The sequence below is a fragment of the Membranihabitans maritimus genome (genome assembly GCF_021729145.1).
Classification (GTDB): Bacteria; Bacteroidota; Bacteroidia; order Chitinophagales; family Saprospiraceae; genus Membranihabitans; species Membranihabitans maritimus.
The window spans coordinates 254,998-278,047 of the sequence record NZ_JAJSLW010000007.1 but is presented as its reverse complement, the minus strand read 5'-3'; the positions used below and the strand labels follow the sequence as shown (position 1 = coordinate 278,047).

18 protein-coding genes are annotated in these 23,050 nt (G+C 37.9%); 12 read left to right on the top strand and 6 right to left on the bottom strand.

Features of this window, described 5'->3' with window-relative positions:
• The first annotated feature begins 97 nt into the window (after nucleotides 1-97).
• Nucleotides 98-1,132, top strand: a complete 1,035-nt coding sequence (locus tag LVD47_RS10680; RefSeq protein WP_236975842.1) for an LLM class flavin-dependent oxidoreductase — start codon at nucleotides 98-100, stop codon at nucleotides 1,130-1,132.
• Nucleotides 1,133-1,830: 698 nt separating this feature from the next.
• On the opposite strand, the gene typA is transcribed toward LVD47_RS10680, so the two are convergent.
• The gene (gene typA, locus LVD47_RS10675; RefSeq protein ID WP_236975841.1) at nucleotides 1,831-3,639 is read right to left on the bottom strand and encodes a translational GTPase TypA; all 1,809 of its coding nucleotides are present in this window, start codon (nucleotides 3,637-3,639) and stop codon (nucleotides 1,831-1,833) included.
• 121 nt (nucleotides 3,640-3,760) lie between these two features.
• Between typA and LVD47_RS10670 the strand changes: the two genes are divergently transcribed.
• From LVD47_RS10670 to LVD47_RS10655, 4 genes are all read left to right on the top strand, one after another.
• Nucleotides 3,761-4,762, top strand: coding sequence for a LuxE/PaaK family acyltransferase (locus LVD47_RS10670; protein WP_236975840.1), 1,002 nt, complete (start codon nucleotides 3,761-3,763; stop codon nucleotides 4,760-4,762).
• Nucleotides 4,763-4,830: 68 nt separating this feature from the next.
• Nucleotides 4,831-5,649 (top strand): mechanosensitive ion channel family protein, encoded by an 819-nt coding sequence (locus tag LVD47_RS10665; RefSeq protein ID WP_236975839.1) that lies wholly within the window; start codon nucleotides 4,831-4,833, stop codon nucleotides 5,647-5,649.
• Nucleotides 5,650-5,892: 243 nt separating this feature from the next.
• Nucleotides 5,893-7,104: an ROK family protein gene (locus LVD47_RS10660; RefSeq protein WP_236975837.1), complete on the top strand. Its 1,212-nt coding sequence runs from the start codon at nucleotides 5,893-5,895 to the stop codon at nucleotides 7,102-7,104.
• A gap of 230 nt (nucleotides 7,105-7,334) precedes the next feature.
• Nucleotides 7,335-8,561 (top strand): serpin family protein, encoded by a 1,227-nt coding sequence (locus LVD47_RS10655; protein WP_236975835.1) that lies wholly within the window; start codon nucleotides 7,335-7,337, stop codon nucleotides 8,559-8,561.
• Between the two features lie 471 nt (nucleotides 8,562-9,032).
• Here the strand turns inward: LVD47_RS10655 and LVD47_RS10650 are convergent, their stop codons facing one another.
• Both LVD47_RS10650 and LVD47_RS10645 read right to left on the bottom strand, forming a co-directional pair.
• Nucleotides 9,033-11,861: a TonB-dependent receptor gene (locus LVD47_RS10650; RefSeq protein ID WP_236975833.1), complete on the bottom strand. Its 2,829-nt coding sequence runs from the start codon at nucleotides 11,859-11,861 to the stop codon at nucleotides 9,033-9,035.
• A gap of 67 nt (nucleotides 11,862-11,928) precedes the next feature.
• Nucleotides 11,929-13,494, bottom strand: coding sequence for a carboxypeptidase-like regulatory domain-containing protein (locus LVD47_RS10645; RefSeq protein WP_236975831.1), 1,566 nt, complete (start codon nucleotides 13,492-13,494; stop codon nucleotides 11,929-11,931).
• Between the two features lie 164 nt (nucleotides 13,495-13,658).
• Between LVD47_RS10645 and LVD47_RS10640 the strand changes: the two genes are divergently transcribed.
• The 7 genes from LVD47_RS10640 to gldC all read left to right on the top strand — a co-directional run bounded on the left by LVD47_RS10640 (nucleotide 13,659) and on the right by gldC (nucleotide 19,152).
• A complete protein-coding gene (locus tag LVD47_RS10640; protein WP_236975830.1) occupies nucleotides 13,659-14,312 on the top strand; it encodes a heme exporter protein CcmB in 654 nt (217 codons plus the stop codon).
• A 247-nt stretch (nucleotides 14,313-14,559) separates the two neighbouring features.
• Nucleotides 14,560-15,594, top strand: coding sequence for a cytochrome c biogenesis protein CcsA (ccsA, locus tag LVD47_RS10635; protein WP_236975827.1), 1,035 nt, complete (start codon nucleotides 14,560-14,562; stop codon nucleotides 15,592-15,594).
• A gap of 34 nt (nucleotides 15,595-15,628) precedes the next feature.
• Nucleotides 15,629-15,817: a CcmD family protein gene (locus LVD47_RS24075; RefSeq protein WP_369427773.1), complete on the top strand. Its 189-nt coding sequence runs from the start codon at nucleotides 15,629-15,631 to the stop codon at nucleotides 15,815-15,817.
• Entirely contained in the window at nucleotides 15,801-17,219 is a 1,419-nt protein-coding gene (locus LVD47_RS10630; RefSeq protein WP_236975826.1) for a Glu/Leu/Phe/Val family dehydrogenase, read from the top strand. Before LVD47_RS24075 ends, LVD47_RS10630 begins: the two co-directional genes overlap by 17 nt.
• A 273-nt stretch (nucleotides 17,220-17,492) precedes the next feature.
• The gene (locus LVD47_RS10625) at nucleotides 17,493-17,975 is read left to right on the top strand and encodes an Lrp/AsnC family transcriptional regulator (RefSeq protein WP_236975825.1); all 483 of its coding nucleotides are present in this window, start codon (nucleotides 17,493-17,495) and stop codon (nucleotides 17,973-17,975) included.
• A 22-nt stretch (nucleotides 17,976-17,997) separates the two neighbouring features.
• Nucleotides 17,998-18,783 (top strand): TraB/GumN family protein, encoded by a 786-nt coding sequence (locus LVD47_RS10620; protein ID WP_236975824.1) that lies wholly within the window; start codon nucleotides 17,998-18,000, stop codon nucleotides 18,781-18,783.
• 30 nt (nucleotides 18,784-18,813) lie between these two features.
• Nucleotides 18,814-19,152, top strand: a complete 339-nt coding sequence (gene gldC / locus LVD47_RS10615; protein ID WP_236975823.1) for a gliding motility protein GldC — start codon at nucleotides 18,814-18,816, stop codon at nucleotides 19,150-19,152.
• A gap of 710 nt (nucleotides 19,153-19,862) precedes the next feature.
• On the opposite strand, the gene argH is transcribed toward gldC, so the two are convergent.
• Genes argH through argB form a run of 3 tightly spaced genes read right to left on the bottom strand, consistent with a single transcriptional unit; the run spans nucleotide 19,863 to nucleotide 23,040 of the window.
• Entirely contained in the window at nucleotides 19,863-21,206 is a 1,344-nt protein-coding gene (gene argH / locus LVD47_RS10610) for an argininosuccinate lyase (RefSeq protein ID WP_236975822.1), read from the bottom strand.
• Nucleotides 21,203-22,267, bottom strand: a complete 1,065-nt coding sequence (locus LVD47_RS10605) for a M20/M25/M40 family metallo-hydrolase (protein ID WP_236975821.1) — start codon at nucleotides 22,265-22,267, stop codon at nucleotides 21,203-21,205. Before LVD47_RS10605 ends, argH begins: the two co-directional genes overlap by 4 nt.
• Nucleotides 22,255-23,040: an acetylglutamate kinase gene (gene argB / locus LVD47_RS10600; RefSeq protein ID WP_236975820.1), complete on the bottom strand. Its 786-nt coding sequence runs from the start codon at nucleotides 23,038-23,040 to the stop codon at nucleotides 22,255-22,257. Before argB ends, LVD47_RS10605 begins: the two co-directional genes overlap by 13 nt.
• Between the last annotated feature and the right edge of the window lie 10 nt (nucleotides 23,041-23,050).

The following is a 23,050-nucleotide window of genomic DNA, read 5'->3' as shown; positions in this document are numbered from 1 at the left end:
CTATCGCTGGAAGCGTCTGACAGAGAAGATTTTCGAGTTTGGTTGCATTTTTTGGTCTAGTTGAATTTATTAATTAACAATCAATTAAATAGCCAATATGGAACTAGGAGTAAGTATGTTTGCTGATTTACCGGTCGATCCAATGACGGGTAAGCATGTAAAGGCAAAGAATCGCTTAAAAGAATTATTGGAAGAAATTAAATTGGCTGATCAGGTAGGTCTTGATGTTTTTGGGGTAGGGGAGCACCATCGAAGTGATTATGCTGTTTCCAGCCCTGAAACAATCCTGGCTGCTGCGTCAACAATTACACAGAATATTAAATTGGGTAGTGCTGTTACGGTATTGAGTTCATCGGATCCAGTCAAAATTTATCAACGTTTTGCAACCATAGATTTGATCTCGGATGGACGCGCAGAACTTATTGCCGGTAGGGGAAGCTTTGTAGAATCATTTCCGTTATTTGGTTATGATTTGAAAGATTATAACCGATTGTTTGAAGAAAAACTGGACCTGTTACTTGCCATCAATCAAAACGAGGAAATCTCATGGAAGGGCACTGTAAGACCAGCTCTTACAAAGCAAAAGGTGTTGCCCCGGGCTTCCGGAGGGGGATTGCCGATATGGATAGCTTCCGGAGGAACCCCGGAGTCTATACTAAGGGCAGGGAAAATGGGGCTGCCATTGATGGTAGCTATTATCGGAGGATATCCCAGCCAATTCAAACGCCATTTTGCATTCTATGAAAATGAATATAAGAAACGGGGATACGATATGACCAAATACCAGGTAGGTATTCATTCACATGGTTTAATTTCTGACGATCGTAAAAAGGTAATAGAAGATTATTTCCCTCTCTATGCGGCTCAAATGGACAGAATAGGAAGAGAACGGGGGTGGCCGGGATATACGATGGGCCAGTTTGAAATGGGGATAAGCCCAATGGGAGCTTTATTCGTTGGAGAACCTGCCGAGATAACGGACAAAATATTAGCACAGGTAGAAATGTTTGGATTGACCAGATTTGTAATGCATATGGATGTAGGAGGGCCTTCTCATCAGGATTTAATGAAATCGATTGAATTGTTGGGAACTAAAGTAGCACCCGAAGTCAGAAAGGCTGTATCTAAATAGAATTTTTAGTTTTAATTAGGTAAGACCCTTCAGACAAATATAATGTAACTGAAGTCGTGGTATGTACGGTGATTATGTGAATCTACGGGCAAACAACGTATGGGGATAATTGCCGTGTGTATCCCCCCTGGAGGATAAATACAGCCGGTTAACCCGGTCTTCTTTTACCAGGGTGAATTTAGACATCAATGTTGTAGCAATCCGGGTAATAGATTAATGTGAGTTCAACAAATAATTGTTTCTGACATTATTTTTTCGAAAAAAACAATGCCCAGGGAATTACTTGGTGGAAATCAATGCCAGGATCGTTGATTTCACTTGTTTCCCGTCCTGGGGTCCCACCCAGGGTTAATTATATTTCGCTTCTTGCTCCACCGTTAAAGTTAAGGGCGGCACGCTGTCAGAGGTCTTATTCTCTCTGTCGAACTCCTCAAGATAATAAAATAGTACATTTTAATGTTTGACCATAAGTATAAAATGTACAACCTATACCAATATCGATTATGCGGTTCGACATAATATTGAAATGTATTTTCTGCGATGATGAGGCTAAAGATGCCCCGAAGGAATCCCATTTTGGCTGTCATTCCGTGAGGATGAGGCACGAATAGGATTTATAATGATTTTATTGCAGAACCACTCTTTTTAATGAAATAGAATTTCAAAACAAATTGGTGTTATGTTGTTTTTTTGCTATGCTATGACAATGCTTTATTAGCGGCTTTCTTGCGCTCGTGTTCTTTTAAGAAGATTTTTCTTAATCTGTAATTTTCAGGGGTTACTTCCAAATATTCGTCATCGGCAATGTATTCCATATTTTGTTCCAGTGACATTTCAATGGGTGGAGCCAATTTAGCTTTATCATCAGCTCCTGAGGACCGCATATTGGTTAGTTTTTTTGTTTTGGTAACGTTGACTACCAAATCATTGTCCCTGGTATGTTCACCGACTATTTGTCCTTCATAGACTTCCTTTCCTGGCCCAACAAAGAATTTTCCCCGGTCCTGGAGCTTGTCCATGGCATAAGGAATCGTCGTCCCTCCCTCCATTACAATAAGAGTACCTTTATTCCGGGAAGGGATTTCACCCTTGAACACATCGTATTTCAAAAACCGATGTGCCATAATGGCTTCACCTGCTGATAAATTCATGATAAGTGTTCTCAGACCAATGATCCCACGGGAAGGAATTTCAAATTCCAGGTGCATCAAATCACCTCTGGGCTCCATGACCAACATGTCACCTTTACGCTGACTAATCAATTCAATGATTTTTCCACTCACTTCCTGTGGAGAATCAATAGTCAATTGTTCTATTGGTTCTTGTTTGACCCCGTCTATTTCTTTTATCAATACAATGGGTTTTCCCACTTGAAGTTCATAACCTTCTCTTCTCATGGTTTCTATCAAAACACTCAAATGCATAACCCCTCTGCCGTATACTTTAAACGAATCAGGCGATGATGTCTCCTCCACTTTAAGTGCTAGGTTCTTTTCTGTTTCTGCATACAATCTATCGCGTAAATGCCGTGAGGTTACAAATTTTCCTTCACGTCCGAAGAATGGAGAGTCATTTACCGTAAATAACATACTCATGGTAGGTTCATCAATAGAAATAGGTGGCATAGCTTCAGGATTTTCAAAGTCGGCAACTGTATCACCAATTTCAAACTCTTCAATTCCACTCAGAGCGCAAAGGTCACCGGGTTCTACCATTTCCACTTTTTCCTTGGCCATTCCACTAAATGTAAAAATGTCCTTTGTTCTGGATTTTACTGCAGAACCATCTCTTTTCATAAGGGTGACGGGCATATTGGGTTTTATTACTCCTCTTGTTACCCTTCCGATGGCTATTCTTCCTATATAATTGGAATGATCTATTGATGTAATCTGAAGTTGTAGTGTGCCTTCCGATGTTTTGGGCGCTGGAATAGTATCGATTACTGTATCGAGAAGTACCCCGACATCTTCTGTTGGTTCTTTCCAGTCTTTGCTCATCCATCCTTGCTTTGCAGACCCGTAAATGGTTTCGAAATCAAGTTGATCTTCTTCTGCATCAAGGTTGAACATAAGGTCAAATACTTCCTCCTGTACTTCTTCCGGGCGACAATTTTCTTTATCAACCTTATTAATGACTAAAATGGGTTTTTTGCCTAATGCAATAGCTTTACTAAGTACATACCGCGTTTGTGGCATTGGACCTTCGAATGCATCAACAAGTAATAGCACACCATCGGCCATATTTAATACTCGCTCTACTTCTCCTCCAAAATCTGCGTGACCGGGAGTATCAATGATATTGATTTTATGCCCTTTGTATTGGACAGAGACGTTCTTTGACACGATGGTTATGCCTCTTTCTCTTTCCAAATCATTGTGGTCCAGAATGAGGTCCCCAGAGGAATTTTTATCGTGGAATTGCTCCGTATGAAACAGGATTTTATCTACCAGGGTCGTTTTGCCGTGATCTACGTGAGCTATAATGGCTATATTTCGTATGTTTGTCATTTGCTATCATTTAAAAAACGCACAAAGGTAATCTTTTAAATTGATATACAAATGTTTACTGGATATATTCCGTATTAATTTTATTTAAATGTTTTGACCAAAATATACAGATTGAATTGAAATGCCTATACGATCAAAAAGGAAATATATAAAAGACAAAATAACCAGTTTTGAATTTGATTTTGATGATCTTGCAGGATCTGTATTTGAATTTCAATATAATAATAATTCCCTTTACAGGCAATATTGTGACTATTTAGGCCGGATACCCGGCAAAATTAATAGCCTTGAAAATATACCCTTTCTCCCTATTTCGTTTTTTAAATCTCATGAAATTGTATCGGGTACCTTTGATGCGGAGGTGGTTTTTAAGTCTTCTGGAACAACAAGAGAGCAAAGGAGTCAACATTTTGTAAGGGATTCCGGCCTTTATAAAACCGTATCAATCAAGCTCTTCGAAGATGTATTTGGTGATCTCAGTCAATTTTGTATTCTTGCATTATTGCCTAATTATTTGGAACAAGGAGATTCGTCATTGGTATACATGGTGGATTTATTCATACACAAATCAGGTAATAAAAACAGTCGTTTCTTCAAATATAATTTTGAAGAGCTTGTAAAAGAAACGGAAAGGTTAAAAAGTAAAGGGGAAAAACTGTTGATAATCGGTGTCAGTTATGCTTTGCAAGACCTGGCTGAAAAGTGGGAAATAGACTGGCACAATCATATTGTATTAGAGACCGGCGGAATGAAGGGCAGGAAGAAAGAAATGCTAAGGGCGGAATTACATGATGTCTTAGGTAAGCGTTTTAATAAAATGGAAATTGGATCTGAATATGGGATGACGGAATTGTTATCCCAACTTTATTCAAAAGGAAACGGGGCTTTTGATTTTGGTCAAACGATTAGGCCGCTTCCCTTTGAAATTAATGACCCTTTTACCAGGGAAGGCCCAAATAGGGTAGGTAGATGCCATATTATTGACTTGGCGAATTTGGATAGTTGTTCTTTTATTGCTACGGAAGATCTATGCAGCGTAAATGAATATGATAGTATAAAGATATTGGGCAGAATGGACCATTCTGAAGTCAGAGGATGTAATCTTCTATATACACACTCCTAATATTTTTATTTTACGAAAAATTTGCTTTTATTAAGGTGATTTAATTTTCAAATAAAAAAAGCGTAAAAATGGAAGAATCTTTAAATTGGGTAAGTGAAATTATTGCTGAATATGCACCCAAGTTAGCCTTGTCTGTGGCCACTTTAATTATTGGATTTATTGTAATAGGGTGGGTGATTCGAATTTTTAAGAAGACTTTGGTGCGTGCAAATATCGAAATTTCTCTCCAGAACTTCTTGTCCTCTTTGGTAAGTATTCTTTTAAAAATTCTATTGATCTTCAGTGTTGCTAGTACTTTTGGAATTGTAACAACCAGTTTCGTTGCTATTTTAGGTGCAGCTGCTTTTGCCATTGGGATGGCATTACAGGGGAGTTTAAGTCATTTTGCATCTGGTGTTTTGATTCTTATTTTTAAGCCTTATCGTGTGGGGGATTTTGTCGAAATAGCGGGTAAGTCGGGAACGGTGAAAGAGATTCAAGTATTCCATACGATACTTACTACGCTTAATAATAATATGATCATAGTCCCCAACGGAAGTATTTTATCAGATCCAATTACTAATTTTACCAGCCTGGGCGTCAGAAGATTTAATATCATTTTTGGAATTGGGTATGATGATGATATAGACCAGGCTAAGGAAATAATTATTCGATTGTTTAAGGGACACGACCTGGTTCTCAAAGAAGAACCCATTGAAGTAATGGTGGAAAGCCATGGAGATTCTTCCGTGAACCTAGCTGCGCGGGCATGGGCCAAAAGTGAAGATTATTGGGGGATTTACTTTTATATGATGGAGAATGTCAAAAAGGAGTTTGACAAAGCCGGTGTTGGAATACCATTCCCTCAAATGGATGTCCATTTCCCGGACAAGGTCGAACAAAACTAGTTCCTGCCGAAAACTCTTTTGTACGTTTTATACCATCTTCTTGAAAAGATCAATTTTTAATTATCTTTGATAGATTTTGACATTCAACTATTACCTCGTACTAGTTGACAGGTAAATAGCCGTACTAGTCAATTTGGAGAAATTTAAATGTTATAAAATTTTAAAAGTTAAGTTCTTCTATCTCTTTGAATCTTTTTTATAATTTTAAGAAGTTTTAGATATTTTTATATATTTTCATGCAGGATGAGCAAAAGATCGGTATATAAGCGCAAAATAATTAAGCACTTCTATTTCGGAAGAAGTTATTCAAGTACGGAGTTGAGTTTGCTATTGAATAAAAGTATACCTTTTACGACCGGCGTTCTTGGCGAGATGGTAGAGGATGGGGTAATTGAGGAAATTGGATATGCGGATTCCAGGGGTGGACGCAGGCCACAAATGTATGGATTAAAGGCGGACTTATTGAATATTGTGGCGGTATCCATTGACCAGATAAATACAAACATTGCAATGTTTGACCTTCACAATGAAATGGTCCATCCCAAGAAAAATATTGAATTTAAGTTAAGCAATACTGATTATAATGACCTGGTTCAGATCACGAACCATATTGAAAACTATATTGAAAACACAGGGATCGATCCTGATAAAATCCTGGGAATTGGAATTAGTATGCCAGGTTTTGTCGATGTAAATAAAGGGGTAAACCATACTTTTCTCAAATCTGCACATGGAAGTATTGTAGATTATATTGAAGATCGGATCGGTTTGCCGGTTCTCATTGACAATGATTCGAGTTTAATAGCATTGTCCGAATTGCGATTTGGTGCTGCCAGGGATAAAATGAATGTAATGGTTTTGAACCTTAGTTGGGGAGTAGGTCTGGGCATGATACTTAAAGGTGAAATATTTAGGGGATCAAACGGTTATGCCGGTGAATTTAGTCACATTCCTTTATTTGATAATAATAAACTTTGCCAATGTGGTAAAAGTGGGTGTCTGGAGACGGAAACGTCACTGCTGGTATTAGTGCAAAAAGCAATTGAACAAATTGAAGAAGGCAAACTATCTTTAATAAAAGATATTTCAGAATCAGATCTGGAAACAGCCGTCAATAAAATAATGAATGCTGCTAAAAGGGGGGATCGGGTCGCGATTAATTTGTTGTCGGATATTGGTTATACGATAGGTAGGGGAGTAGCGATTCTCATACACTTGCTTAACCCTGAAATGATAATTCTCAGTGGTCGGGGAGCTGAGGCCGGAAGGCTTTGGGTAGCCCCTATTCAGCAAGCACTTAATGAACATTGTATTCCTAAAATTTCTGAAGGAATAAAACTTGAAATTTCTAATTTGGGATACGAAGCGGGCTTAATTGGTGCAGCGGCGTTGGTAATGGAGAAGTATGATTCCCTTTCGAAATTTGAAAAAAGGATAAAGGTTGTGCAGAAGTAAGATTTTTGTCTGTATTGAAAACTTTCATCTTTGATCGCATTTTGCGCCAAATCTGAGAAGGTATTTATTTTTCTGTCCGACTCAGTAACTTTTCTTTGGTTTTCTAAATTTGACTACATAGTAGATATTGCTTTCCGCATAGGTACGGTATAACTGCCATTAAAATTTATTTCTAATCACACACCAACCTTTAGTATTGTATGAACGTCTTATTAGAAAATTATAGTTATATGAAATATTCAATTTTCTTTGTCGGTATACTATTTTTTAGTTTTTTTTCATGCGAAAAGTCGGCTATTAATAGTTTGCAGGAAAACAACGACCTTAAGTTGGAAGAAATGAATTTGTCTATGGAACCATCTGATCAGTTCTTCAAAGAATTGAGTAGTATTTATAATGGTAAAGATTTTGTTCATTCTCCTTTGAGTATCCAATTAGCATTATACATGGCTTTAAATGGAGCTGATGGTGTTACTAAAAAAGAGATTAAAAATTTACTTGGGGAAAGTGGAAATGCAGATTTGGTGATCAATCAGAAAGTAAAAAGTATACAGGCGTATTTTAATGAATTGTTAGATAAAGGGACCATTGATATCGCTAATGCCGGGTTTTATGATAAAAATAGAGTGAATTTGAATGCTGATTTTTCAACTATTTTGAATGATTACTTCGGTGCCTCTATTGGCGAGCTTGATTTCAAATCGGAAGAGGCCGTTGCAGAAATTAATAACTGGGCATCGGATAATACTAATGGCAAAATTGAGAAAATCCTAGAATCTATTTCGGACGAAGAAATACTATTCTTATTAAATGCCATATACCTAAATGCTGATTGGGATTATCCTTTCGATCCGGAAGCCACCAGGGCGGATAAATTCTATGTGTCGGACCAGAAGGAATCGGAAGTAGATTTTATGTTCAAAGATGGGGGTTTTGAGTATCTTAATAATGATATGTTATCATTAGTGAGGATGCCTTTATCTGATACCTCCTTATACGCTTGGTTTATTATGCCTAAGAATGTAAGCCTGCAAGAATGGAATAAAGAGTTTCGGTATGCAAATCTACAATCGTATTCCAAAGACTTAAACTCGGGTAGACTGATGGTGTTTCTCCCCAAGTATAAAACCAAAATGCACCAAAACCTAAATTCTATTTTGGTAGAAATGGGAATGCCAACGGCTTTTGACCCTAGTAAATCAGATTTTACAAATTTGGGCGAGGTAAATACTGGTCAAAATATTTATTTATCCAGAGTAATACACGACGCATTTCTTCAGGTGGATGAGAAGGGGGTTGAAGGTGCAGCAGTAACATCAGTAGGTTTTGGTGTGACATCTTTGCCCCCGGTCGTAAAGTTTGACCGACCCTTTGCTTATTTTATTGTCGACGCGCAAACTGACATCCCTTTGTTTGCTGGACAGTTCTACAATAACCCATCTACTGATGAATGGTGATTGTCGAGGTAGTAAAATTGAAATTACTGGATGGATATAAAGAAAGGACTTGAATTTTCTGGAAAACCTTAATTTCGTTGTTGTTCGGTAGTGTCTTCCTTTATGAAATGATTGAGTAATCTTAATAATGAATTTTTGTTTCATCATTTATCCTTAAGAAATGGGTTGGTCCTCAGAACCTATTATTCCAATCGAATGTCCGTTCTTTTCGATGGGATGTAATTGACATACGGTTTATGAAAAGTTCATAAATCTATTGGTATAACTCATGTGTGAGTATTAAGGATTCTCCTTTAAGAGGAATCAAACTTCAGGTATTGAATACTGGATCAAAAGGTCGTAAAACCTTTTTTACGAACTTATTAATGTGGTTTTAGAAATATTTTTTTGTTTGAAGTTTGAATAAAAATGGGTTAACCTCAATTGAAGCTAACCCATAAAAAAATCGCTGTATATGTAATCTTTGTCCTATTAAAAGGAATAGGATAATCCGAGTTGGAAGTCCCTTCCCGGTTCGTATTTTTCAAATATTTGATCAGCTGAACCAAAAGATTGATAAAATCTTTGTCTTTTTTGATCTAGGATATTATTGATGGAAAAACTCGCTCTAAATTTCTTTTCCAGACCAAATTTTAAAGAAGTTTTAAAGTTGAGGCTGTGAAAAGGCATATCAAAAATATCAGGATTTCTACCGATACCTACTATAGTCAAGCTTTTGCCCTGTACATTGTAACTGAGGTTAGCCTCAAAAATATTTTCACTGGAGTTATATCCTGCAAAAATATTTAGGAGATAAGGGGATTGTCCAACGAGATTTCGAGTTCTGGAGATTTCTTCTCCGTCCCTGGCATTGTTCACCCGGGAGGTATATTCAGCTTCGCTCATGTCTACTTCCGATTTAATAAGAGACACGTTACTGCCCACAGTGAATCCTTCCAGGGCCGTTTCGCCAAAACTCAGTTTTTTTCTGACTTCAATCTCCAGGCCAAATACATTTGCCTGGTCAATATTCCTGGGCTGGAAATCATTTGGTGCGACTTCGGAGTAAGCTACTAATTCGATTGGGTTGTTGAACTGCTTAAAGAATCCACTAACCGATAAGACCTGTCCGAAATCAAAAAAGTTTTCCCATCTTACATCAAAGTTGTTGACTTTTGTCTCTAAAAGGTCAATATTCCCTATAAAAGTCCTTCCTGAAATTAAATCCTGTATTTGAGCAACGGACTTTTCTTTAAAAGAAGGCCGGGCCAACGTACGGTTATAGGAAGTTCTGAGATTCATTTTCTCAGTTATAGACCACACTAGATTGAGGGAAGGAAGAAAGTCAAGTTCATCCAGGACTTTAGCATTGTCAAAAACTTCATCTCCCAGATTGTTCTGGCCAGTATAATAATTATCAGATTTTTCAACTCTTATTCCATAAATTGATTTTAACCTATCACTTAAGGGCAATTCATTCATTATAAATGCTGCTAAGATCATTTGTTCTGCGCTGTAAGTATTAGCAGGTTCAAAGTTGCCTCTTACATACGTTCCTGCTCTTTCATCTGCATCCCATATTGCAGAGGGGACAAATAACTCATCGGGGTCTCCCTGTAAGTCAAACCTGTTGGATCTTTCCATACGGAAGAGAAAGTTGCTTATACTATAGTCCCTCTCCTTTAATGTGGCCATCACCCCGAATTTGAGTTTTGATTCCTGTTCGTTCCATTGGTCAAATTTGTAGGTGGCATTTACTTTCCCGCTATAATTTTCTTCTTCAAGTGCTCGCCATACTCTTGAAACACCTGCGCCTACACTGGCGTTTAATTCATATGATAGCTCTTCACCTCTGTTCATTAATTCGTAAGCTGTAACGCGGTTGTCTGGCTCTTGTATTTTTGAAAAAGTAGGGGAAGCGCTCCAATCCAGTTCAAATTTTCCTTCCTTAAAGGAGTGTTTACCAAAAACAAAAGCGTTTCTAATCGACCGCTCTTTATATTCCAGGTTGTTTCTTACGATAGTGGATGGATTTGTTTCATATGTAATCTGAGTGAGGTCTGCCGTACTGGAGGTTCCGTTTTGGATGAGAATGAAATTAGCACCAATTTTATGATTCCTGTTTTTGTAAGCCAGGCCTGCCATTCCACTGATCAACACGTTTTCATCACTTCTTGGCCCTGAAATTCCCCGGTCGATAAAAATGTTATTTTCTGACTTTTCTGGTCTTTTTAGGTACGTATTATATTCTACATTGTCATAATATGTATAATCCGCATTATAGTTAGCAGATGCATTGATCCCTATGGACCCGGATCCTATGGTCAATTGATTTCCGTATGAAATACCGAAGGATTGGTTCAGGAATTTGGAATTTTGTCGGGCGGACATTACATTTCCAAATTGTCTTGTTAAATCAGATAAATGTGGGTTTCTTTCTGATGGATCTGGTATTTCAGATTTTATATCAAAAGGTATTTTTCTACTTCCATCATCAAATCCTAACCAATCGGTCCCTGATCCCTCATAAGTTAAAAATTGATCGTTTAGGTTCATTCCCGGATTATGTCCTAATGAAGCAGAAACGTTAAACGTCTGATCTTCAGGAAAATCTTTGGTGATAATATTCACCAAACCTCCGGTAAAGTCACCGGGTTGGTCAGGGGTGAAAGATTTTAAGACAATAATGTTATCAATGAGATTAGTAGGAAATATGTCCATTTGGACGGAGTTCTTATCCGGGTCCAGTCCCGGAATATCTAATCCATTTAATATGGTTTTGGTATAGCGGTCACCTAGTCCTCTTACATATACATGCTTACCGTCTTCAATGGATACTCCTGTTACTCTTTTAATAGCAGCAGCGGCATTACCGTCTCCTAGTTTGCGAAATGATTCGCTGGATACTCCGTCGATGACATTGGGTGATTTTCTTTGAAGAGTAAGGATAGCTGATTCTGTATTTCGTGCCTGGGTGGCGGTGACTACAATTTCTTGAAGGGTCTCAGCTTCTTCACTGATTTTTGCATCCAGGACGGTAACTTCACCTGCTTTAATTTCTACTTCGCTAATGGTCATGGAAGCATATCCCAAAAATGAATATTGAATATTATGAATTCCTGAAGGCAGTGACAATTCGTATACCCCATCCAGGTCGGTAGTGGTACCGGTTCCCTGATTCGATTCAAGTAAAACTGTGGCAAATGGGATGGTTTCCCCGGTGTTTGCATCATAAATAGTACCTCTTAACGTACCGTTTTGTGCAGATAAACAGGTAATAGTAGAAAAGGTGACTACAATGAAAGTAAATAAGTTTTTCATATACATACGATTTAAATAGTAAAAAGGGCCGGATAAGCTCCAGCCCTTAATTTTATATGGATTGATATCAGTCCAAAAGTCCCTGATTTTGGCTCCATGTCCATCCTTCAAAAGCACTGTAATCAGCACCTTTACCATCTGTTTTTTCGGTAACTATGGCATTATTCCATTCAGCTATTTTAGCGGCTGCATTTAAAACCATTTGATTGGTTACTGCATCGCCACAATGAGGTTCTTCCGGATTTTCAGGATCTTCATCCGGATTAGGATAGATACTGAATAGTGTTTCTACCGTACCCGTTGAAACGATTTCCGAATCTTTAATTACAAAGGTAGGTGTCTCATCCATCATATGGGAAAAGGCATCTTCTTCCGGAGAGCAGTTATTGTCAACATCAAAACTTGCCCTGATTTTTAGGGTGGTATTTTCTCCATACCCTGACCAAACGCAATTCTCAAAAGTCCCTTGTGCATCAGATTTAAAGTCGGCACCTGACCCATTTCCATCAGTTTTGATAAAAGTACCGTTTCTTAATGTGAAAAGACCGTTTGTAGCAGTACCCTCAGGTCCATCAATTTCTAATGCCTCGTCGGAATCATCGCCGCCATGTATGACTAATACATTTTCAATGGTACCTGAATAGTTTTGATCGATATCGATAGCATCGTCGCCCTGATATGCAACGATAATATTTTTAGCATTTACTGTACCTCCGAAAAATTCTACTCCGTCGTCAAGGTTTCCTAATACTTCAATATTTTCTATTGTAGTACCATTCCCGACACCGCCCAGGGTCAAGCCATTTATTTCATTTCCGTCTCCGATAAGAGCACCACCGTGACGAATAGAAATGTATTTTAAGCTACCTGAATTATCAGCAGGGTCATCTCCTCCATATTTACCAAATTCTTCGTCTCCGGGAATTCCTTCGATCTGAGCTTCCGTGTCTCCATCTCCCGCAGAAATAGGAGCTTTGCCCAGGAGAATCAATCCGCCCCATTTTTCACGATCTATTTCAATTAAGTTGGCACCAAATTTTTGACCTACAGTGATATCATCCAATACAGATGTAAAAATAATTGGATGGTCTGCCGTTCCTTCTGCGATGAGTTTGCCTCCCCGTGCTACTATAAAAGCAGAAGCTACGGATCCTGTACCCTCCATTCCTTTGAGAATCGTTCCGGGCTCAATAGTTACTGTATGTCCGTCGGATACAACAAACTTTTGGTTGATTAAGTAGATCTTATCAGATGTCAAAGTCATGTCTCCAGTAGTCAAACCCGAAAGAGTAACTGTTTCAACTTCCATTTCCTCAGGCGTCAAAGCTACATCAATGGTAGTTCTGTTATTTACATCTTCATTTTTTGATATAAATCCTTCTTTGGAAAAAGATAGCAATCCGGCCTTGGGAGCAGTAACTGTATAATTTCCGTCAGCATCTGTAGTCGCATTTGCACTTCCGGCATCTACACTGACATCGGCAAGGCCTGAACCATCTTCTGCATTTGTTACAGTTCCAGAAACTGTAATATCAGTGGGTTCGGGTTCCGGATCGTCATCATCTTCACATGCCACAAATACAAGTGCTGTCAAAGCAAACATTAATGCGGCTAAGAATTTAGTAATCTTCATGCGTTAATTAGTTTTAAGTTTTATTAATTTGCAGCAAAAGTAATTTTGGGTTATTACTCACTCGTTAACTAAAGATTAACTTTATGTTAAGTGGTGTATTAAATGGGTTGAAAATGAATGTATAACCAGCTTTTAGTCAAATTTTTAAATATTGAATAATTAATTTGAAATCGTATTTTACACTTGTAAAGAATAGATGGCAACGCGACAGGAGGGATATAGGAACCTTGCTTTCCACATTGCAATACCTATTGGCAGCTACTTTTATCGTGTATCTTATTTTTAGAGATCTGAGTGCTCAAATGTGGTTATCGCTTTATTGGATTATTGCAATTTTTTCCCTGATTAATGCTTCTTCTACTGCCCTTAAATCTGAGCTAAAGGAGCATCATAAAATGCTCTTTCAATTAGTAGAACCAGAAGTTCTTTTATTTTCCAGACTTTCCATTGGATTGGTGAAAAATACCATCCTTTTAGTTGTTTTGTGGGGATTAATGAGTTTTTTCTTTGGACAGGTCGTTCAGGATTTTTGGGGATTTTCAGTAGCTATAGTGTTGGCAGCTTTGAATTTTAGTGCTATTACTCATCTTGTAAATGCAATTGCATACAGGAGCGAAAAATCTCAAAGTTTGTATCCGGTTTTAAGCCTTCCTGTAATTATTCCGGTGGTGTTGGAATTATATAATATAGGTGCTATTGCTGTGGATATTAATCCGGTGGCCAATGATTGGGGATCGGATGCATTGATTTTGGGAGGGCTGGGATTGGCGATGTGTGTAGCTTCTCTTTTTTTATTTCCATATCTTTGGACGGATTGATTATTAAGAGGGAAGTTTCAGGTGTCGTAACTTTACTTTTGAAATTTAGATAAGACAGCTTTGAAATGGAATTATTTTTACTGGGCACAAAAATGGTTCTGAACCGGACTACCAATGTAGTGAATTCTATAAAAAAGATTAGTAATTAAGCAAAAAATGAAGAACACATAAGAACCAAATTGACAAAGCGTGGTTATTATGACTTTATTCAGCTGAATTAAAATGAATTATTTTAAAATACAAGCAGATGAAATGGTGGAAAATTCTGGCGATTGTCATTATTCTTTACGTGCATATTGCCGGGTTGTTAATCCCAATCGGAATTGGAATTAATAGCGTGAGTCCTTACCAGGTAACTGGTGGGGAAAAAGTTAATTTGAATATTGGGACCTATAATGCTGACATCAAAAATGGGGAAGGGGTTAGAGCCTGGCTAAAATATGATGATGACCATTTAATTACTTCAAAAAGAATATTCTCTGAAGCCCCTACCAAATTAATGGCTGAATTTATTCTTCCTGCTTCCTTGCCCGATGGAAAAAAAGGTAGTGATTTGTCTTTAATTATTGATTTTGAAGACCAGGGAACTGCAGTATCCCCCGGAGCTGTATATTATACAGGTACCGAAAAGTCAAGTGTCGAAGAATGGATGCCGCTGGAGCTTTCGGATTTGAGTGTGGTAGCTAATTTACATTTTCCCTATCGATCCATATTGATTGAAACCATTAGAAATACTTATTTCCATGTCAGCCTATGGCTTTCCATGATGATTTTACTTACCGGGGCTGTCGTGTTTGCCATCCGGAATTTAAGGAGTAAAAATCTTCTGGATGATTCCAGGTCAAGTGCCTTAACCGAAGTAGGGTTCCTATTTGGAATCTTTGGCGTTACAACCGGGATGATCTGGGCTGAATATACCTGGGGAAAAGCCTGGTCCTGGGACATTAAACAAATAACAACTGCTATTGCATTGTTGATATATTCAGCTTATTTTTTGCTTCGAAATTCAATGGAAGACCCCTATAAAAAATCACGAATATCTTCGATATTCAATATTTTTGCTTTTATAGCCCTTATTCCTTTGTTGTATATATTGCCTCGGATGTCTGAAAGTTTACATCCCGGTAGTGGAGGGAATCCGGCCTTGGGAGGCGAAGATTTGGATAGCACGATGAGAATGATCTTTTATCCGGCTGTAATTGGGTGGGCGTTGGTAGGTCTGTGGATGTCAGAAATACTCTCAAAGTATAAAACAGTAAAAATTTTGTCTCTTAAATCATGATTATTAAATAATAATTTATAAATTTCACCTCATAATGTTTAATAATATAATAAAACAATTTTCTATGGTAATGGCTAGTGACTTTATGCATAACATGGGAAAAATGTATGTAGTAGTAGCTGTTATTATATTAATACTAATTGGATTATTTCTTTATCTATACTCACTGGATAAGAAAATTCAAAAATTGGAAAAAAAGGTGAAACATGGCCAAGGAGATTGAACGTAATTTTTTTGAGAGTGTATCCAGGCATTTTGATAAAGCTGCAGAATACACAAAAGTCAACCAGGGAATTCTCGATCAGATCAAAGCGTGTAATTCCGTCTACAAAATGCGGTTCCCGGTAAAAATAGGAAGTAAGTATGAAGTGCTGGAGGCATACCGTGTTCAGCATTCCCATCACCGCTTGCCCACGAAGGGTGGAATTCGTTATAGTTCCAAGGTGAATCAGGAAGAAGTGATGGCATTGGCTGCACTTATGACATATAAATGTGCTTTGGTAGACGTCCCTTTCGGAGGGGCTAAAGGTGGAGTAAGAATTAGTCCCCGGCAGTATACCCCTTCACAGTTGGAGAAAGTAACGAGGAGGTATACTACCGAATTGATAAGAAAGAATTTTATCGGACCGGGAATTGATGTCCCTGCACCTGATTATGGTACAGGTCCGCGTGAAATGGGGTGGATTCTGGATACTTACCGATTGCTTTGTGAAGAAGATATCAATGCTATTGCATGTGTGACCGGAAAGCCTGTGCAGTTGAACGGAATAAATGGTAGGACCGAAGCGACTGGGAGGGGTGTTTATTATGCTATTCGGGAGCTATTAAATGATCCTGAAATGACAAAAAAAATAGGTGTAGAACCCGGTACCTACGATAAAACTGTAGTTATCCAGGGTTTGGGAAATGTAGGTTCCTATACGGGGTCTATTTGTCAGGAAGAAGGCGGAATGAAAATTATTGCGGTTGCAGAATATGAAGGAGCAATTTACAAAAAAGACGGTATTGATATCAAGAAGTTGTTGAGGCACAGGGCTAAAACAGGATCTATACTGGGATTCCCGGGCTCTGAGGAATTGAAGGAACGTAAAGAGGCTTTATTTATTGATTGTGATGTACTTATACCAGCTGCCCTGGAAAATCAAATTCACGAAGAAAATGCCCATAAGGTTCGTGCAAAGGTTATAGCAGAAGCAGCCAATGGACCAGTGACCTCAGATGCAGAACAGATCATTCTTGATAAAGGAATTGTTATAATTCCTGATTTTTATGCGAATGCTGGAGGGGTTACCGTTTCTTATTTTGAGTGGTTGAAAAATTTGGACCACGTTCGTTTTGGAAGATTAGACAAACGCTTTAATCAGGAAACATACCAGAACCTCGTTGAATTAGTGGAAAGGATGACAGGTAAAAAAGTGTCTGAACGAGAAAAATCTGTTCTGACAAGAGGAGGCGATGAGATTGATCTGGTGCGCTCGGGACTGGAAGAAACAATGGTCAATGCCTACACTCAAATAAGGACCCAAATGAAAAAACAGAATATTCCGGATTTAAGAACAGCAGCTTTTGCCGTAGCCATAAAAAAGGTAGCCATGGACTATACCCAATTGGGTGTTTTCCCGTGATGTGGAATTTAAATGTCCGTACATTTATTTTGTTGGAGTATTTTTCTATCCTTTCCTTAATATGGTAAAAATCCAATCATTATTTGTTTCCTATTGTTGGCTTAACATATATAGAATGGTGATTAATAACAAATTGTAAACATTTTTATTGATGATTGTTAAAATTTAAACATTGTTTTAACAATATATTATTCTTGAAATTTTACATATACTAAATATTATTCTATCTTTGCTTTCGAAATTGAATAGCTTTTAATCATTAAAATCGAAGATATGTCTGAAGTTAAATTGGATGCAATAGACAAAAAAATCATTAAAATTTTACAGGAAAACTGCAAGATAACAAATCTTGACTTGTCAAAAAGAATTGGTCTGTCACCAGCTCCAACCTTGGAAAGGGTGAAAAAATTGGAAAACCAAAACGTTCTTTCCAGTTATCATGCAAAAGTAAACAATTCTTCAATTGGATTGAGTGTGCAAACGTATCTACTTGTTGATATAGCATGGCACAAAGAGAATGCATTGGATAATTTTTTGAAAAAGATCAAAAGCATTGACGAGGTCGTAGAATGTTATATCATTACCGGTGAGGCTGATGCATTGATGAAAATAGTTTGTAAAGATATTCCAAGCTATGAAGAATTGTTGTTCAGAACATTATCTAAAATTGATGAAATAGAGCGCCTTAAAACGCTTATGACTCTTTCTCAGGTAAAAGATTCTAAAGTACTGCCGTTTGATTACGGATCAAACTAAAGATATAAATTAGGTATTGACTTTGAATAATTCCCTATTATGGAAAGTTGAATCCGGGCAGGGCAGGGTTTCCTATCTTTTTGGTACTATGCACGTGCGTAATGAGGTGGCCTTTAGGGATCTTGAATATTTGAAGTCTAAGATTCTGGAACAAAATGTATATTATTCAGAACTTGATCTGGATAGCGGCAATATGTCGGCAGTGTACAATAGTCAGGTGTTACCGAAAAACAAGACTGTTGAAGACTACTTTAAAAGAGAAAAGTACCGCAAGATCCGAGAAATATTGTTGAAATCCTTCAAAATTGATATTGAAGGTTTGAAGCAATTTTATCCCATGATCATTACTAATTTCCTGTTGACTTCAGTAGTGGAATCTAACTCGGATTTTATTTTAGATCAAGTTCTTTATAACTTTGCTAAGGAAAAAAATAAAGATCTTCGATATTTGGAGAGTGCAGATCAACAAATTCAAATTTTTAATAAGATTCCTATGGAATTGCAATTAAAAGCGCTATCCAAATTAGCAGCCCATCCTGCAAAAGCCAAAAGGCAAATGCTGAATTTGATGCGGTATTATGAAAATAAGGATACACGTAAGTTGTATCAGTGTTCCAAGAAGCAATTGGGGAAATTGCGGAAAATGCTATTATATCGCAGAAATGATAATATGGCCAGCTTATTATTACATGAGTTGGAAAATACAGAAGCTTTTGTCGGTGTAGGTGCTGCCCATTTATTTGGTTATAGCGGAGTTTTACGACTACTAAAACACGGTGGTTTTAATGTTCAGCCAGTATATTTGTAGAATTAGTCAATAAAATAGAATTTACTGAGTATGAAAAAATCGAAAATAGATATTGTAGTAGAATTGGGAGAAGACCGCGTACCCCAAAAGATTGAATGGAGAGCTGAAGACAGTCCGGAAAAGAATTTCAAAGAAGTGAAAAGTATTTTTCTTTCCCTTTTTGATACAGAGAGTGAAGAGACCATGAAAATGGATCTTTGGACCAAAGATCTTCGCGTCGATGAAATGGATAAATTTGTATTCCAGACTTTGCGAACTATGGCTGATTCTTACCATAGAGCCACGAACAATTCAAAATTAGCTAACCACATGGTAGAATTTGCCAATTTTTTTGGGCAGGAAACCGAAATAATTAAACCGGAGGAATGATACGATATTACCCAAAAACCTCAACTTTCCACATCTTTACTTCCTAATCACTAGAATTCTTTTATAGCTCTTAATTTTTCTGATTAACAACCTGAATAATATATAAGCCGTCATCTTGTTGCTCCAGTTCAATTTCTGATACATCCTATGCGATGCCTTTCCACACTATCTTTCCGACGTTATTAAAGACAATATATTAAAAGAGGCTTTGTCCGAAAGAACAATTTTTTCGAAAGAGGATTGGGAGAAATTTAGAAGACTATTTGAAAATGTTTATTCGGGTTTATCTATCAAGGCATAGAAAAAATTTCCTGAATTGAGTCCTGCTAAAATACGGTTTATGGCTCTTACCAGAAGGCATTTGACAGCTGGGGAAACGGCAAGGATGTTGGGGATATGTCAGAATGACGTCTATAGGACCAAAAGTCGTCTGAAGACAGAACTGCATCTGAGTGAAGGTATTGTATTGATATAGAAGAATGGACTGATAATAGATAGATGAGCAAACTGGTAAAGATGGAGATTTATTTGCTTTAAACCTGAATATTCAGCTTTTATTTGCCTGTGGCATTTAGAACTAGAAAGTTACAGAAAAACACCTTAAATATTTATCGTATACTATAAGGGGCGCAGGGTTTGGATAGATATTTGGATTGAAAAGAAAATTGCATTTAGCTGAGAGAGCTCCCTCTTTCCTTTTTCTCCGCAGGTTACCCTATCTTGTACCCTTTTAGGTTCTTTTCTACTTGAGAAAAATCATATTCCGTAAACCTTAACTTCACATCTTCCAGCTTGGCGATAATGTTGTCATTTTGCAGGTTTCCGATACTTCCTTCATGCGTGTGGTTTAATTCGGGTTGCGTTTCCATTCCTTGTTCCAATTCCTTTTTGACCGCTAAATATGCATCCCTAAAAGGCATTCCTTTATCTACTTTTTCCTTGATCATTTCTACTGAAAAAGCTTGTGAATAGACGGGGCTTTTCATTAATTCGTCTTTAACTTCGATTTTGTCAATAACGAAAGTTAGAATATTAATGCAGGATTCAAAAGTGGATAGTTTTGGAAAGATCACCTCTTTTAACAATTGATAATCCCGGTGATACCCTGTTGGTAAATTTTGTAAGACGGTAGCTATTTCAGCTGGCAGTGCAGTCAGGTTGTTGAATTTAGCGCGCAATAGTTCAAAAACGTCCGGATTTTTTTTGTGTGGCATTATACTGGACCCTGTTGTATATTCATCGGGTAGGGTAAGGAAACCGAAATTTTGGGAGTTGTACAGGCAGATATCCATGCAAAACTTCCCAAGGGAAATAGATGCTGAGGATAGAGCAGTGGCTATTAAATATTCAGTTTTTCCACGGTTCATGGAAGCACTGATAGAATTGTACTCCAAGTCTTTGAATTGCAAAAGTTCTGAAGTCCTTTTCCGGTTGATGGGGAAAGAAGATCCATAACCTGCCGCAGACCCCAGGGGATTGTAATTGATAACTTCCAGGACATTCCTAATTTGGGCGTAATCCTGAATCAGGGTTTCGGCGTATCCCCCGAGCCACAGCCCAAAAGATGATGGCATGGCGACTTGCATGTGGGTATAGCCCGGCATTAAAATATTCTTGTATTTTTCAGATGCTTCTACTAATTGACGAATTAAGACCTCCGTTTTATCGGCTATTTCCAGTAACCATTGACGGTAGTACATTTTTAAATCCACCAGAACCTGGTCATTTCTGCTACGGGCTGTGTGCATTCGTTTTCCTGCGTCTCCAATTTTTTCAGTCAGTAATATTTCTACTTGCGAGTGGACATCTTCTATTCCCGGTTGGATCGAAAAATTCCCTGCTTTGACATCGGTATAAATCTCGAAGAGACCCTGGAGAATTTCCTGTAAATCTTTTTTTGAAATAATTTCACACTCATACAACATTATAGAATGGGCTATGCTTCCCTGAATATCATATTCAGCTAGATAAACGTCGATTTCGGCATCTTTACCTATTGTAAATTTTTCGATTTCTTTGTTGATGGAATTATCTTTCGACCATAGTTTGCTCATGAAACTGTTTTTATTAATTCATTAATAAGGGCCTGATATCTATGGATACCTTCTTCAATTTCCTGTACAAAAATAAACTCATCTGCCGTATGCGAACGTGCGGAATCTCCCGGTCCCATTTTCAGGGTAGGGAAGGGCATTAACGCCTGGTCGCTTAAGGTGGGAGAGCCGTAGGTGGGAATTTGTAAATGTTGGATAGTTCGGAATAAAACGTGTTCTTTTGGAAGGCGAGAAGGATTGAGCCTGAAGGAACGAGCTTTGAGTTCGGCAGAACAATTTTTCTCAAGGATAGCAAAAACCTCACGGTTACTATACAATTCGTTTACCCTGACGTCAATTACAAAAGTACATTGGTCCGGTACTACATTGTGTTGGCTACCTGCATTTATTTGCGTAACAACGGCCTGAGTATCCGGCAGATATTGCGATTTGCGATCAAATAATATATTTTTTATTTCTTCAATCGCCTCGATTCCTTTGTAGATAGCATTGATACCTTCCTGGCGGGCAGCATGTCCAGATTTACCTTTTGACATCCCATCGACTACCATTAGGCCCCTTTCCGCTACAGCTGCTTCCATCAGCGTTGGTTCCCCAACTATTCCTCCCATTATCTCCGGAAAGGATTCAAGTGCGAGGGCAATTCCATTGACGCCTGAAATTTCTTCTTCCGCAGAAGCAATTAATAGAAGATTAAATGGAAGGTTATCGTAGTCACAGAAGCGATTAAATGTCTGTATTAGCGAAACAAGTGCCCCTCCAGCATCATTGGAGCCCAAACCAAACAGTTTTCCATCCTTAATTTCCGGAGAAAAGGGATCATTTGTGTAACTTTTGGCAGGTTTGACCGTATCGTGATGTGAATTCAATAATAATATTGGAAGTTCGTCGTCCCAGTAAGTATTTTTTGCGATCACATTGTTTTTAATTCGGTAGGGATTTGATCCTGTATCTACCAAATGTTGATGGATTATATCAGCAGTTTGATTTTCTTCCCTGCTAAACGAAGGGGTTTTGATCAATCGGCTTAACAACTCAATCGCTACATCTAGTGCTGACATATTTTGCTGCCTTTTATATCAGGATAGGAAAGAAGTCCTTCCAGGTTGGAGATCCATACATTTTCGACGTCATTGACGAGAGCGTAAAACGCATTATCCATTTTCGGAATAAGGCCAAGCTTGATTTTTTCCTCCATTTTTAGAGTTTTATAAAGCTTGTAATTAACTTCACTAATAAGAGAAGTTTCATCATCGGGGTCATCCATGACACCTGGTTTGTCCATACAGTAAAAGAGATCTACATCGTAATAATCCGTGAGGTGGGTTGACAATAAAGTGGCAATAGTATCAGCATTGGTATTAAGTAATTGACCATCATTATCGTGAGTGATGGCGCAGAAGACCGGTACTACATCCAGGTTGAGTAAATCCTGAATGGCATCAGTATTGATATTGACAATATCTCCTACGTAACCATAATCAATAGCTCGCACCGGCCTTTTTCTAGATTTTATCAAATTAAGGTCGGCACCACTCAATCCCAGGCTTTTGATATCATTTTTTTGAAACTGAGCTACCAATTGTTTATTGTATAACCCGGCATATACCATAGTGGCGACGTCAAGAGTCTCACGGTCAGTAATTCTTCTTCCTTCAAAAAGTTTAATTTCCAGGCCCAACCTTTCACTTATTTCCGTAGCTTTTTTCCCGCCCCCGTGCACGACAATTTTATTTCCTGCGATCTTTTTTATCAAATTCGAAAGGTCCTGTAAGGTACTTTCAGATTCCAGGAGAGCCCCACCTATTTTTATTACGGTTAATTTTTCTTTCATAACAACATAC